At 41.2% G+C, this 15097-nt stretch carries 12 protein-coding genes; 7 read left to right on the top strand and 5 right to left on the bottom strand.

Annotated features, from left to right (window positions below; translation table 11 throughout):
* The first annotated feature begins 142 nt into the window (after positions 1-142).
* The 4 genes from AABI99_RS03770 to lipA all read left to right on the top strand — a co-directional run bounded on the left by AABI99_RS03770 (position 143) and on the right by lipA (position 3396).
* The gene (locus AABI99_RS03770; protein ID WP_004585914.1) at positions 143-1303 is read left to right on the top strand and encodes a serine hydrolase; all 1161 of its coding nucleotides are present in this window, start codon (positions 143-145) and stop codon (positions 1301-1303) included.
* Positions 1304-1482: 179 nt separating this feature from the next.
* A complete protein-coding gene (ybeD, locus tag AABI99_RS03775; protein ID WP_055013966.1) occupies positions 1483-1761 on the top strand; it encodes a DUF493 family protein YbeD in 279 nt (92 codons plus the stop codon).
* A gap of 19 nt (positions 1762-1780) precedes the next feature.
* Entirely contained in the window at positions 1781-2434 is a 654-nt protein-coding gene (gene lipB / locus AABI99_RS03780) for a lipoyl(octanoyl) transferase LipB (RefSeq protein ID WP_338363479.1), read from the top strand.
* Entirely contained in the window at positions 2431-3396 is a 966-nt protein-coding gene (lipA, locus tag AABI99_RS03785; RefSeq protein WP_010555987.1) for a lipoyl synthase, read from the top strand. Before lipB ends, lipA begins: the two co-directional genes overlap by 4 nt.
* 63 nt (positions 3397-3459) lie before the next feature.
* On the opposite strand, the gene AABI99_RS03790 is transcribed toward lipA, so the two are convergent.
* On the bottom strand, positions 3460-6588 hold the full coding sequence (locus AABI99_RS03790) for a multidrug efflux RND transporter permease subunit (protein ID WP_338363483.1): 3129 nt from the start codon (positions 6586-6588) through the stop codon (positions 3460-3462).
* Positions 6589-6590: 2 nt separating this feature from the next.
* Positions 6591-7823 (bottom strand): efflux RND transporter periplasmic adaptor subunit, encoded by a 1233-nt coding sequence (locus AABI99_RS03795; RefSeq protein ID WP_338363485.1) that lies wholly within the window; start codon positions 7821-7823, stop codon positions 6591-6593.
* Positions 7824-7971: 148 nt separating this feature from the next.
* Here AABI99_RS03795 and AABI99_RS03800 point away from each other — a divergent pair, with 148 nt between their 5' ends.
* Positions 7972-8910 carry a LysR family transcriptional regulator gene (locus tag AABI99_RS03800; RefSeq protein WP_338363487.1) on the top strand — a complete coding sequence of 313 codons (939 nt, stop codon included), beginning with the start codon at positions 7972-7974 and terminating at the stop codon, positions 8908-8910.
* Here the strand turns inward: AABI99_RS03800 and AABI99_RS03805 are convergent.
* Positions 8899-10176 (bottom strand): VCBS domain-containing protein, encoded by a 1278-nt coding sequence (locus AABI99_RS03805; protein ID WP_338363489.1) that lies wholly within the window; start codon positions 10174-10176, stop codon positions 8899-8901. The two genes, AABI99_RS03800 and AABI99_RS03805, sit on opposite strands and share 12 nt — an antisense overlap.
* Before the next feature lie 115 nt (positions 10177-10291).
* Positions 10292-10885: a TetR/AcrR family transcriptional regulator gene (locus AABI99_RS03810; protein ID WP_338363490.1), complete on the bottom strand. Its 594-nt coding sequence runs from the start codon at positions 10883-10885 to the stop codon at positions 10292-10294.
* Positions 10886-11007: 122 nt separating this feature from the next.
* On the opposite strand from AABI99_RS03810, the gene AABI99_RS03815 reads away from it, so the two are divergent.
* Positions 11008-12102, top strand: a complete 1095-nt coding sequence (locus AABI99_RS03815; RefSeq protein WP_338363494.1) for an MBL fold metallo-hydrolase — start codon at positions 11008-11010, stop codon at positions 12100-12102.
* A gap of 306 nt (positions 12103-12408) precedes the next feature.
* Complete coding sequence (locus AABI99_RS03820) at positions 12409-14025, top strand: M28 family metallopeptidase (protein ID WP_338363497.1); 1617 nt, start codon at positions 12409-12411, stop codon at positions 14023-14025.
* Between the two features lie 20 nt (positions 14026-14045).
* Here AABI99_RS03820 and AABI99_RS03825 read toward each other — a convergent pair whose 3' ends face one another.
* Positions 14046-14990 (bottom strand): general glycosylation pathway protein, encoded by a 945-nt coding sequence (locus AABI99_RS03825; RefSeq protein WP_338363499.1) that lies wholly within the window; start codon positions 14988-14990, stop codon positions 14046-14048.
* Positions 14991-15097 lie beyond the last annotated feature (107 nt).

Genomic DNA, 15097 nt, shown 5'->3' on the forward strand with positions numbered 1-15097 from the left:
ATTGATTGAAATAGAGTGACTATTATTGACAATCAATACCTTGCTAAATTGTTTTTAATACCAACGATACTCGCATCTTGGGTTAGTTTGGGTATAAGATGGGCATAACGCGAAATTTTAACTTTAACCATTAATGAGTATGATGAAATCAATTAAACATAAAATCCTCAAAGGTGTATGCGGCTTAGTTTGCACAGCCGCCGTATTTTCAGCCAGCGCCCAAATCATTCCGGCACCACCTCAAATTAATGCAAAAGGTTATTTTTTAGTAGACTTTACAACGGGTAAAGTGATTGCTGAAGGCGAAGCTGATACAAAGCTTGCCCCTGCAAGCTTAACTAAAATGATGACCAGTTATGTAATTGGTACTGAAATTAACGCCGGTAACATTGCACCAACCGATATGGTGACAGTGAGCGAAAAAGCCTGGGCAAAAAACTTCCCTGAATCGTCAAAAATGTTTATTGAAGTAGGCAAGCAAATAAGTGTTGATGAGCTTAATCACGGTATTATTATTCAATCAGGTAATGATGCGTGTGTAGCCATGGCTGAGCACATTGCAGGCAGCGAAAGCGCCTTTGCTGATTTAATGAATGCCCATGCTGCTAAATTAGGCATGAGCAACAGCCACTTTATTAATAGCCACGGCCTAGATACAGACGAGCACTACACTACCCCACGTGATATGGCAACGCTCGGCGCTGCACTTATTCGTGATGTACCAGATGAGTACGCACTTTATAAGCAAAAATCGTTTACATATAACGGTATTAAGCAATATAACCGCAACTCTTTGTTATGGGATGAAAGCCTAGATGTTGATGGCATTAAAACCGGTCATACATCAGAAGCAGGATACAGCTTAGTAACGTCTGCGACTAAAAACGACATGCGTTTAATTGCAGTTGTTATGGGTACTTCAAGCGAACGCGCACGTAAAGTAGAAAGCAAAAAACTACTTAACTACGGCTTTCGCTTTTTTGAAACAATTACCCCTTACAAAGCGGGTGATAGCTTTGCAGAGCAACGCATTTGGATGGGTAACAAAGAAAACGTATCGTTAGGTATTTTAGAAGATACGCCAATTACTATCCCACGTGGTCAACATAAAAACCTTAAAGCTAACTTTGAGCTAGACAACACGCTTGAAGCACCACTGGCAAAGGGCACTAAAGTAGGTACTTTATTTTTACAACTAGAGGGCGAAGACATTGCACAATACCCGCTAGTTACTCTTGAAGAAGTAGAAGAAGGCAGCTTCTTTAGTAAAATTTACGACTACTTACGTTTGCAAATTATGTAAATGTAAAAATAACCCAACAGTCTTTGGGTTGTTAAACAAAGCGCCTCTGTTATGGGGCGTTTTTTTTTGCTTGAAAAATGCTAGAATGCGCCCCATATAAGCAACACTGCTAATTGCCTATCTGTATTAAGCTTCGCGCTTTGCATAGAGTCCACACTTTTGTATGAGGAGTCACCGTCGTGGTTCAACCTGTTAAAAATACTAAATTTGATGAGTACCTTGAGTACCCATGTCCGTTCACCTTTAAAGTTATGGGTTTAGCAAACGTTAACTTAACGGAGCAAATTTTAGCTAAATTACAACCTATTGCACCGGGCGACTACGCACCAAAAGTAAAGCCAAGCAGCAAAGGCAATTATGAATCTGTTACCTTAGTGGCTACGGTTACTAGCGGCAAACACATCGAAGAAATTTACAACGTGATCAGCAGTATTGATGACGTACGCCACATGCTTTAAGCCATAGTTGAGACTTGCTGTGAACGAAAACACATTAATCGTACGCCAACTAGGCCGACAGCGTTACATGCCGATTTGGCAAAAAATGCAAGCCTACACCGACACCCGTGATGACAACTCGCCAGATGAAATTTGGCTTGTAGAGCATGAAAGTGTATTCACCCAAGGCCAAGCTGGTAAAGATGAGCATTTACTCGCCCCTGGTGACATAGAAGTCATTAAAGTAGACCGTGGTGGGCAAGTTACTTACCACGGCCCCGGCCAACAAATGATGTATGTATTATTTAATTTGCGCCGCTTAAAAATTGGCGTGCGTGAGCTTGTTACCTGGCTTGAAGAGTGCATCATTGAATCGCTTGCCGAATACGACATTGATGCTTACGCAAAAGCTGATGCCCCCGGTGTGTACGTAAACGACAGTAAAATTGCCTCATTAGGATTACGTGTTCGTCGTGGTTGCTCGTTTCATGGCTTAGCATTAAATGTTAACATGGACTTAAGCCCGTTTTTACGCATCAACCCATGTGGTTATGCCGGCATGAACATGGTACAAACGAAAGAATTAAACGGCCCTCAAAACTTAGCACAAGCAAGTGAAGGGCTGGTAAAACACATGATAAAGAAGCTTAATGCAACACAGGTTAAGCATACTGAAGGGTTTGAAAACGAATGAGTAAACCAGTCAAAATGGAACCAGGTGTAAAACTACGCGACGCAGAAAAAATGGCGTTGATCCCCGTTAAAGTTTTACCTACAGAAAAAACTGAAATGTTGCGCAAGCCCGAGTGGCTAAAAATCCGCTTACCAAAATCAACAGAGCGTATTGACGGTATTAAACAAGCAATGCGTAAGCACGGCTTGCACTCTGTATGTGAAGAGGCCTCGTGTCCTAACCTTTCAGAGTGTTTTAACCACGGTACTGCTACCTTTATGATTTTAGGTGCTATTTGTACTCGTCGTTGCCCATTTTGTGATGTTGCCCATGGTCGCCCATTAAAGCCTGATGCTGCAGAGCCTGAAAAGCTTGCACTAACAATTAAAGACATGAAGCTTAGCTACGTGGTGATCACCTCGGTTGACCGTGATGATTTACGTGATGGCGGCGCACAGCATTTTGCCGATTGTATTCGCGAAATCCGTAAGCACAACCCAACCATTACTATTGAGATTTTAGTGCCAGATTTTCGTGGCCGTATGGACCGCGCACTCGAAATATTAATTGAAACGCCACCTGATGTGTTTAACCACAACCTAGAAACAGCGCCGCGTTTATACAAACTTGCGCGCCCAGGTGCCGATTACAAATGGTCATTAGAGCTACTTCGTCGCTTTAAAGAAGCGCACCCAGAGGTAAAAACTAAATCTGGCTTAATGGTTGGCCTAGGTGAAGAAATTAGTGAAATAGAAGAAGTATTACGTGATCTACGTGCGCATAACGTTGACATGCTTACCGTTGGCCAATACTTACAGCCTTCTAAGCATCACTTGCCAGTTAAACGTTACGTGCCACCAGCGGAATTTGACGCATTAAAAGAATACGCTGATGAAATTGGCTTTACGCATGCTGCCTCTGGCCCATTTGTTCGTTCAAGCTATCACGCTGACCAACAAGCGGCAGGTAAAGAAGTAAAATAATTATTTTTTAAAACGCATTAAAAAGCCCTTTGCAATTAAATTGCTAAGGGCTTTTTTATCGGTTTAATTTTTACCACTGCGTTTAAGTATATAATAAAACACAGGTGTAAGTATTAAGCCAAATACCGTTACGCCTATCATCCCAGAAAATACCGCAACGCCCATAGCTTGGCGCATTTCAGAGCCTGCTCCCGATGAAAACACCATAGGTACAACCCCCATAATAAATGCTATTGAGGTCATTAATATTGGGCGTAATCGCAACCGGCTTGCCTCTTTAATGGCATTAAATGCATCCATACCGGTATCTTGCAGTTCTTTTGCAAACTCAACAATTAAGATAGCGTTTTTAGTGGCAAGACCAAACAACACGATTAGGCCAATTTGGGTGAAAATATTATTATCACCACCATAAATAGCCACACCAATCAGCGCACTTAGCAATGTCATAGGCACAATTAAAATAATAGCGACAGGTAAACGTAAGCTTTCGTACTGCGCTGCTAAAACCAAAAATACAAGCAACACAATAAGGGGAAATACATACATTGAAGTATCACCCGCTAAAATTTGCTGATAGGTTATGTCTGTCCACTCATACGCAATACCCATTGGTAGTGTTTCATCGAGTATTTTTTCTATTGCGGCTTTAGCTTGGTCAGAGCTATACCCTGGTGCGGGTACGCCGTTAACCTCGGCCGTAACATAGCCGTTATAATGCATTACTCTATCTGGCCCTAAACTATGCTCAATACTAAGCACTGCGCCAAGGGGAATCATATCGCCATTTTTATTGCGCACTTTTAATTGCTTAATTTGCTCTACATCTTCCCTGTAGGGTGCATCTGCCTGCACATTTACCTGATACGTGCGACCAAATAAATTAAAGTCGTTCACATAAACTGTGCCCAAATAGCCTTGCATCGCTTGAAATAAGGTGTTTATTTCAAGCCCTAAACTTAGTGCCTTTTTACGGTCCACCTTTACATCTAGCTGGGGTACCTCCGTTGTAAAACTAGTAAACGCATTAGCAAGGGCGGGGTCGGCTTTAGCTTTAGCAATTACTTCATTTGTTACTTGCTGTAAGGTGTCAAATCCTAATGACCCTCTATCTTCAAGCTGCAGCCTAAAGCCACCAATAGTGCCCATTCCCCTTACTGGAGGAGGTGGAAATATAGCAACATTAGCGCCTTTTATTCGACTAAGTTGTTTATTTAAATCCTGAGCTATTTCAGCTGCCGACATGCGCGGCCCCTGACGTTTTGAAAACGGCTCTAACGGTGTAAACATCATCCCCGAACTTGGGTTTATAGATAAACCATTGATGCTTAAACCTGCAAAAGCAACAACGTCACTCACGCCTGGGTGCGCCCTGATTATCTCTGACATTTGGCGAACCACCTCTTCAGAGCGATCTAGCGATGCTGCATTAGGTAATTGCGCAAAAGCGACGAGATACATTTTATCCTGCGGCGGAACATACCCTGTTGGTGTTTTTTCAAACTGCTGCCACGTTAAGACCAATAAACCAACGTATAAGACACCAATTATGCCACCTTTATGCACTAGTCGGCCCACTGCCCCTGTGTATTTACCCGAAGCTTTATCGAACATCTTGTTAAAAGGCGAAAATAACCAACGGCCAAATAATTTATTAATAACACGGCTTAACCAATCGTTGTCTTGCCCATGAGGTTTGAGTAATAACGCAGCCAGCGCTGGGCTTAGCGTAAGCGAGTTAATGGCAGAAAGTACCGTTGAAATGGTGATTGTAAGTGCGAATTGACGATAAAATTGCCCTGTTAAACCGCTCATAAACGCAGTAGGAATAAACACCGCAGCAAGCACTAAAGTAGTGGCAATAATAGGCCCTGTTACTTCTTTCATTGCTTGAGTGGTTGCATCAATAGGACTTAATCCCTCACTGATGTTTCTTTCAACATTTTCGACCACAACAATGGCATCATCAACAACAATACCAATTGCTAACACCAAGCCAAATAACGACAACGCATTAAGTGAAAACCCCATTAAGTGCATAAAAGCAAAGGTGCCCACTAATGAAATTGGCACTGCCACCAGCGGAATAATAGATGCTCGCCATGTTTGTAAAAACAGCACAATGACCAACACAACTAATAAAACCGCTTCAAATAATGTATCAACTACGGCTTCAATAGAGCCTCTTACAAATACGGTAGGGTCATACACTATTTCATAGCTCATACCCTCTGGAAATAACTGCGATAGTTCAGCCATTTTAGCGCGTACATCGTCAGAAATTTGTAATGCATTAGAGCCTGGCGCTTGAAAAACAGGCACAGCGGCAATGGATTCATTATTAAGAAGCGGTCTAAGGGTATAACTATCTGCACCTAGCTCTACTCTAGCAATATCTTTTAACTGGGTAATTTCGCCGTTATCACCCGTTTTTACAATTATTTCTTTAAAATCGTCTTGCTCTATTAAGCGCCCTTCTACATTGATAAGCCATTGAAACTCACTGGTGCCTATAGGTTGCGCACCTAGGCTGCCTGCCGCAGCTTGCTGATTTTGCGAGCGAATAGCATTGACTACATCACTTGGATTTAAATTGAGCGCCGCTAGTTTATTAGGCTCTAGCCACACACGCATACTGTAATCGCCTGCGCCAAATACACGTACTTGGCCCACGCCATTAATACGCTTTAGCTCATCTTTTATAAATTGATCACTATAATTAGACAAATACAAACTATCGTATCGCCCTGTAGGCGAGGTCATATGAACCGCTAGGGTAAGGTTAGGTGATGACTTTTCGGTAACAACACCTAGCCTTTGTACTTCCTCTGGTAAACGAGGGATTGCTCTATTAACCCTATTTTGTACCAAGGTGGTTGCTTCGTCTGGATCTGTCCCTATTGCAAAGGTGATTGTTAATGTCATGGTGCCGGCCGAATTTGCAAGCGATGACTGGTACAGCATGTTTTCTACGCCGTTTATCTCTTGCTCAAGCACTGTGGCGACGGTTTCGGCAATTACTTTTGGGTTTGCGCCTGGGTAGTTAGCTGTAACAACCACCGTTGGGGGAACTACATCAGGATATTCTGTAATCGGAAGCTGCCACACAGCTATGGCGCCACCTATGAAAATAAAAACCGATAAAACCGCTGCAAAAATCGGTCGATGAATAAAAAACTGAGAAAAATTCATTATTACATGCCTATTTCAAGTAACGGCTCAGCATTGGCTAAGCGGTTTTGATTATCAACCTTTTGCTGCCAAGCTTGTAACTCGTTTAAAGTACTTTGCTTAGCCATATTAATTAATTCTGGTGTAATAAGTGCACCAGGTCGAACGCGCTGCAATCCATTAACTACTATGCGCTCACCGCTTTTTAAACCTTGTTTAATAACTCGTAGCTCATCTACTTTGTCGCCCAAAGTAATAGCGCGGTATTGCACTTTATTTTGCTCATCAACCGTTAACACGTATTTATTATTTAAATCGGTACCAATGGCTTTCTCCGCAATTAAAATACCTTGCTCAGTATTGCCCCCAGCTAATTTTAAATGGGCGAATAACCCTGGTAAAAGCGCACCGTCTTGATTATTAAATACAGCCCGCACGCGTAATGTACCGGTTTGGGTATTGACTTGATTATCAACAAAATCAAGCTTGCCCCAGTGCTGGTAACCTTGCTCATTCGCTAAACGCATTGCAACAGGTAACGCGCTAGATTGATTGTTATCAAGGTGTTCTTTTTGATAGTTAAGCCACGTGGCTTCATCAATATCAAAATAGGCATATACCTGCTCTGTAGAGACAATAGAGGTCATTACAGTTTGCCCTGCACTGACATAGTTGCCCTGGGTAATTAACGCCCGAGACACTCGTCCTGAAATAGGTGCTTCTACGCGTGTAAAGGTTTTGTTTAGCTGTGCAAGCTCAAGGGATGCTTTACTTTGTGCTACGTAGGCATTCGCCTGGTCAACCTCGGCGCCTCGGGTCTCTAATAATTCTTTAGATATTGATTTACTTTTAAATAACTCTTTAGCACGGTTAAAGTCTTGCTTTGCTAGTTTTAAGCGGCTTTTTGCTTCATCCAGTTGCGCAGTTAAGCGGTCTACTTGCGCGTTAAATTCGCGGCTATCAATTAAAAATAACGTATCGCCTTTATTTACCAGCTCCCCTTCTTCAAATACTGCGGCCTCAATATAACCAGATACGCGAGGACGCAAAGACACTGTTTGCGGTGACTCTAACCGCCCTGTAAAACTATCCCACTCGGTTATCCGCTGACTTACTACTTCGGCGACCTCTACAGACACCCCTTGCTCAGCAGCATCATTACTTTGATTAGAACTTGGCTTATCACTGCATGCACCTAGTATTACTGCCAATAGCGCAATAATAAATGTGTATGTAAATTTATATATAGCTGACATGGTTAACTCTCTTGCTGTACGAGTTGTGTTAAAATCTGTTTATATTATGAACGCAGCATAAACATAAAAATAATTATATTATTGTATGAAACACATCATAAAAAATGATGTAATATAATCTTACATTTAAAATTTATAACGGTGCTATATGCGTCCTCAAGAGCTTAATTTATTAATGATTTTTGATGCCATCATGACTGAAGGCAGTATCACGCGGGCAGCAGAGCAACTATCGCTGACACAACCTGCGGTATCTAATGCACTTGCACGTATGCGCGTAGCGTGGGGAGAAGAGTTATTTATAAAAGATGGCCGAAATATTCAACCTACTGCATTTGCAAACAATTTATGGGGGCAAATACAGGGGCCACTTGGATCATTAGAGCATGCTATAAACCAAAGTGAATTTAACCCAGCGACAGCGCAGCGCACTTTTCGGATTTCTGCCGCTGATATATTTGTAGAAATGATATGGGGGCCTCTTCGTAAAATTATTGAGCAGCAGGCTCCTGGCATCAATATCCATGCAATCCCTAATCGGGCAGTAGAGGCTGCCAATGTACTTAAAGACGCCGAAGCCGAACTGGCAATTAATCGCTACACCCTGTCTGAAAACGTTATTAGAGCCGAGCACTTATTAAAGCCTAAATATGTTGTACTTATGCGCCCTGACCACCCACTTGCTAATGCCCCTTTAAGTATTACTGACTTTGCTAATACAGATCATTTATTAGTATCAATTACGGGCGATATTTTAGGGCCATCTGATCAAGCACTAAGAGTATTAGGGTTAAAACGCCGAGTAGCGATGACGGTAAATAACGCGGCAAATGTACCTAATATTCTTAAAAATACCGATCTTATTTGTGTCATCCCCTCAATAGCGCTTGAGCAGGAAATATTTACCAATGAGCTCGTGGTTTTAAAAAGCCCTATTGATACGCCACCAACACCCGTCTCTGTTATTTGGCATAAGCGCCAAGACAACGATGCCGGTTTGCAGTGGATACGCCGCCACATAGTGGCTATTATTCAACAACGTGTAAGTAGCCACGATAAAAAATTAGGCAAATATTTACTGCGCTAAAACGCCTTTTTTAATCACAAAATCAGCAAATCGTACCTGCTCTTCTTCAGCGCGAAGGCTATCGGTTTCGACTATTGAACGATAGATACCCCATTTAGGACGGGCAAAGTCATCATCGCTAAAGCCACGCCACATATCTATGTTTTGCTCGCTAATGCTAAATAGCTCTTCGTTGTCACTTAAGCGCCTTAGACTCATTTCAAATTGCCCCGCTTCACTAAAAGTGGCTTGTACGAATACTGCTACCCATTCATCAGTAATAAGTGACCAGTCAGTTTCTACAAGGTTTTTATCAAGCCCGGTGCTGTTACCGTTTTCGTCAAAGCCTGCGCTATAACGTACTTGCAGTTGATTACCTGTACTGTTTTTTTGTGCCCCAGAGAGTGTAATAATAGGCTGGTCGTCATTGCCATTGGTATTATCGTTGCTGTCATTTCGCGCTTTTATTTGAAAAAAATGACTAAATTTACTACTTAGCTCAAGCTCGCTAGAGACCTTAAACTTCCAATGGTATTGTACTGTTTCGTCTTTAAATGCAAGTGTTGCTGCGGGTGATTTGTCATATGATTTAATTTCGTTGCGCTGGCGGTCGGTTGCGCCTTTATCTCTATCTTGGTCTTCATCGCGATGCGCTAAAAATACAAAGTGATTACCTACTATTGAGTCAGTATCTTCAATAATATGCACAACATCTTGATGATTTGTGCTGTACAAATCGGGGGACTCTATTGACCCTACTCCAAAGGCATTTTCAATTAAGTGATAGGCGCTTAGTCCCGTATTTTCGCCATCGGCATTGAGGGTTGTTTCTTCTGTTGCTATAAAATCATCACCGCGTGCAGTGCCTATAATGGTGATAGAGACCTTCGCTTCGGTGCCATCTGCCGATGTGACGGTTATTTTATCAAGTAAGGTTTCATTTTCGTTTAGTGTACTCACAGCGGCATGGCCGCTATTAAGCATATATGACCAATTACCTTCCTCAGTTAAGCTAAATAGACCATAAGCTGTTGTGGTATTGATTTGTGTGTTAAAGACTGCTTCGCTGGCTTGTGCATCGGTTATAGATAGCTCTCCTGTTATTGCAATATCATGAGTGTTATCAATACTTACAGCCATTTCACCACTAATAACTGCCGCGCTCTGTGCAATAACCAAGCTATTTACAGGCTCACTTTTTGATCCTGAGCTGCCGCAACCAATAACTAAAACACTCAAAAAACACACAGAATAAATAGTTAAAACACGCAAGCTAAATTTCGACATACACAACCGGCCTAGATTAATGGTAAGCAAATTAAGTTAAATTTAACTTACCAATTATTTACTTTTATAACCAGTGTTTTGTTACCAATTTTATTTAGGTCAGCGAATGTTGAAATTACGCTTTATACTTTGCCAAAAATAAACTTACTGTTTGTTCAATTACTTTATTATTTTGCTGCTCTGATGCTGTTTCAAACCCATAAAGCAGCGGATAAAACACAAACGATTTTAATTGATACACAAATTGTTTAGCGGCTACATTTAATTCATCACCTTTTAAAACGCCTGCTGTTTTTGCTTGTTCTAAAAAACTTTCTAAATAAGTCATACATCCCATAGTATTATTACTTAATGACTTTGCTAACTGAGGCTCTTGTAACATTTGCATAAAAGCAATTTTGGCTAAACGTAAAAAATCAGGCGATGTAAGCATGGCCACTTCTTGCTCGGCAATAGTCATGAGCTGCAAATCAATTGGTTGATTTTCATCAAAGTGAATAACATCTCCATGATTAATTTTAGCCAGCATAGCCGCTAAAATAGCCTGAAATAGCTCTTCTTTTGTCGCAAAGTGATTATAAACAGTTCGCTTAGAAGCGCCCGCTTTTGCAGCAACTTGATCCATACTGGTGTGCTCTACACCTTTTTCAAAAAACAGCTGCTCTGCTGCTTGAAGAATATTTATGCGTTTTTTTTCTGATAATTTCATAATGAGCTCTGCAATTACTAATAGCTACATTTTAACTAAACAACAAAAAAATGCACTGCATAGTTTACTTTCCCTCAAAACAATGAAAAACTACACTCACTAGTTTACCTTAAGGATTAACAATGACATTTATAAAATGGTTAGTTGTGATCATCGCCATCATTGTTTTTGGAGGTTGTAGCGTGAATAAGCAAATAGTTGCGCAAGGTGTTAGTGAAGCACCTAATGTAGATAACTACGAAAATGGTAAATTTCATAACCATCAACAGGTTGAGCCCAATAACTTTAAGAAAACGCTTGGAATTTTAGGGCGCTACATAACAGAAAAGCGCACCAATGTTACACCTAAAGAGCCCATTGCAATTAAAAGTGTTACAGCAAAAATGCTTAATGCCCTTGCAAATAATACCGTGCATGTCGTTAAACTTGGTCACTCCAGCGTGCTATTAAAAGTGCATGGCGAATACTGGTTACTCGACCCGGTATTTAGTGAGCGTGCATCACCTTTTTCTTTTTTAGGACCAAAACGCTTTTCTAAATTGCCTATCAGTATTAGCGAGCTCCCGCCTATTGATAAAGTACTTATTTCGCACAACCACTATGATCACCTTGATAAATCAGCTATTAAAAAGCTGGCTGCAAAAACTAAAGAGTTTTATGTGCCCCTTGGTGTTGATAGTGATTTAATTGAGTGGGGAGTGAATGAAAGTAAAATTAGCACATTTAACTGGTGGCAAGAGCTACAAACCGAGCATGCATTAGTCGCCTTTACCCCTACCCAACACTTTTCGGGACGCGGAATAAGTGATGCAAACAACACACTTTGGGGTTCATGGGTAATTAAAACCGCGCAGCAGCGTGTTTATTTTAGTGGTGACTCGGGTTACTTTGCAGGCTTCAAAGAAATTGGCAATAAGTATGGTCCTTTTGATTTAACACTGATTGAAACCGGAGCCTACGACAAAGACTGGGCCGATATTCACATGACACCCGAGCAGTCGGTACAAGCGCACTTAGATTTAAAAGGTAAAATTATGGTGCCAATTCATAACGGTACATTTGATTTAGCATTTCATAGCTGGATTGACCCACTTGAGCGCGTAACTGCGGCAAGCTTTGCTAAAAACGTAGCATTAAGTACGCCACAGTTTGGGCAAATATTTAACGTAAGCGATAAGCCCATAAATACCCAGTGGTGGTTACAAGCTACTAAATAAGTAAAGCGGCTATTAAGCCGCTTTTTTTATAGTGAGTGTCCCTAATACAACAAAGGCTGCTGCGAGGGTAAAAAACATGGCTTGCTGAGAAAATAAAGCTGCTACAAAAAATGCAACGCCGCTGCCTATAAATAAGAATCCGCTTTTTTTTAGTTTGATTCATTGTGTGTGCTCCTTTTATTGTTGTTTATTATTTATACACCCCACACCGGCTATTTTCAATTTTTCAAAAATAGAACTAGTAAGATGATAAATATTCGACTCAAATTAGTGCATCCTTTATATTAAAAGCCTCTTTTAAAAACTATGGCATCATCTCTTTTAAAAGGCGCTAGCTTAAGCCTGCTGGTTGCTCTCTTTGGTTGCTCTGACCCTGCAAGCGAGCATTCTTTAGAAAATACGCCTGGCGTTAGCCTAAATAACGTTAAGCAGCATATAAAAACACTTGCCTCTGATGAGTTTCAAGGTCGTGGTCCACTTACCCATGGTGAAGTAAAAACAGTGGGTTACTTGAGCGGGCAATACGAAGCATTGGGTTTAACTGGGGCGTATAATGGCAAGTATTTACAGCCAGTAAAAATGGCCATGGTCACGGCTAATCAAAACATGCAATTACAGGTAGGCGACTTAAAGTTTAAAGCGGGTAAGGATTTTACCGCCCGCACAGAGCAATTACAGCCACTCATTGATTTGAGAGACTCTGACATTGTATTTGTGGGTTACGGTATTAATGCCCCCGAATACAACTGGAATGATTACGAAAACATTAATGTTGAAGGTAAAACCGTTATTGTATTAGTAAACGACCCTGGCTTTGCTACACAAAATGATGCGTTATTTACCGGTAACGCTATGACCTACTACGGGCGTTGGACTTACAAATACGAGGAAGCCGCGCGCCAAGGTGCCAAAGCGGTATTTATTGTCCACGAAACAGCCCCTGCGGCTTACCCTTGGGGCGTGGTTGAAAGTTCAAACACAGGGACTAAATACACCCTAATGGACAATAACCTAAACGCCTCTAAGCTACCCGTTATGGGTTGGCTAACACTTGATACTACTGAGCAAATTTTTAATGCCGCACAGCTTAACTATCAAAATTTAAAACAACAGGCTTTAAATGATGACTTTAAGGCCACAGCGCTTAATTTAACAGCCAACCTTTCATTTAAAAACGAAGTATCGCATGCTAAATCACATAACGTGGTTGCGCAAATTACAGGAAGCGAAGCCCCTAATGAGTATGTGATAATAGGCGCACATTGGGATCATTTTGGTACCAAACAAACCGACAGCGGCCCTAAAATTTATAATGGCGCAGTGGATAATGCCTCTGGCACAGCAGCAACCCTAGAGATTGCCCGCATTATGAATCAAATCCATAAGCAAACACCGTTTAAGCGCTCTATTTTGTTTGCTAATTTTACCGCAGAGGAGACTGGCCTCATTGGCTCACAAGAGTTTGCAACTGGTGGTGTTGTGCCCACGAAACAAATGGTCGCCTTATTAAATATTGACGGGATGAACGTGCTTGATGGCACTGATTACATTTTGCAATACGGTAACGATTTATCCACCCTCGAAAACTATTTAGCAAACGCCGCTAAAGCGCAAGGTCGCGTTGTTAAAATGGACCCTCGCCCGCAAAACGGCTTGTTTTTTAGATCAGATCATTTTTCTTTAGCTAAGCAAGGTGTACCTAGTTTATTATTTATGAGCCTTGGCGATACCGACCCAGATTACATTGCGCATAAATACCATAAAGAAGCCGACGATTACTCCCCGCAGTGGTCATTAGGTGGCGTAAAGCAAGACATAGAGCTTATTGTTGATATAGCGTCGCAACTTGCTAATAACGGTGACTGGCCTACATGGACGAGTGACTCAGACTTTAAAGCAAAGCGCGCACTCGATAAGCAATAATACCTAAACATAAAACCCTCCTACTTGGCGGGTTTTAACTTTGCACGTGCCCGCATTAGTAAGGTTTCAGCTTTAGCGCCTAAATACACATAAATGGCCAAGGCTATTAACAGCCCTACCACGGCAAGCATCATCGCAATGGCAGGTAATAAGTATTCTGCTTGCCCAAGCGCAGCCTTAAACATAGTTAATAGCGCCTCAATGGATATTGCAATGAGCACAGTAGATATAAACCGGGTAATGGTGCGCCGCGTAGAAGAGTGCCTAAATATATCCTTATGCATTAAAATCTCTTCTTCGAGAATGGTCTTTCCTAAATCAAAAACCGCCAACGCTAAAGTAATATATATAATAATGCTAAAAGGCTCGAGGGGATCAGAGGCTTTGTCAAAGTGGGTTAATAAGGCATATATATCGTTAAATACGATGCTCAGTAAAAACAGTACCAAAGTAAATAAACACGCCACAATCACCCCATAACCCGCTTTAAAATAAGGCGAAATACCAGCACGTGCGCAATCTCCCATTACAAACTCAATTAGCTGGGTTAAACATACGTCTAATACTAAGTAGTGCTGCTGATTAATTGGTTTTTTTAGCTCTTTAATAGCCGAAATACATAAATGATTAGTCGCAATTGAGATGTAAGGTTCGGTAAAGCACACCGAATTGGTTTGTTGAGATTGTAAAAAGTAAGGGCGATCACTTAAGTCTTGCTGATTGCCTTGCCCAGCTAATTTTTTATAAGCATGCTTAAAACATACATTATTACCTTGCTGAAGCCCAGATTCGTTTAAACAATATTGCAACTCTAAAAAAGGGTATTGCTTTACTAAAAAACGCGTATCTCGATTTTTAGCAAGCCCATCTTCAATACTCATTAAAATAGAGTCAAGCAAGCTATGTATTACTTGCTCATACTCATGGTAGCGCTCAACGCTACTTATATAACTCATTCGCGCCATGGCTTGTACTCACTCGCTTTTTAATTAAACTAGGGCGTGTTAATCTTTGCGTATTGAAATTTGTTCAATCTAGGGGCGATCAAATCGCGGCGCGAGGTTTGTAACCT

This window comes from uncultured Pseudoalteromonas sp. (assembly GCF_963922945.1).
Lineage (GTDB): Bacteria > Pseudomonadota > Gammaproteobacteria > Enterobacterales > Alteromonadaceae > Pseudoalteromonas.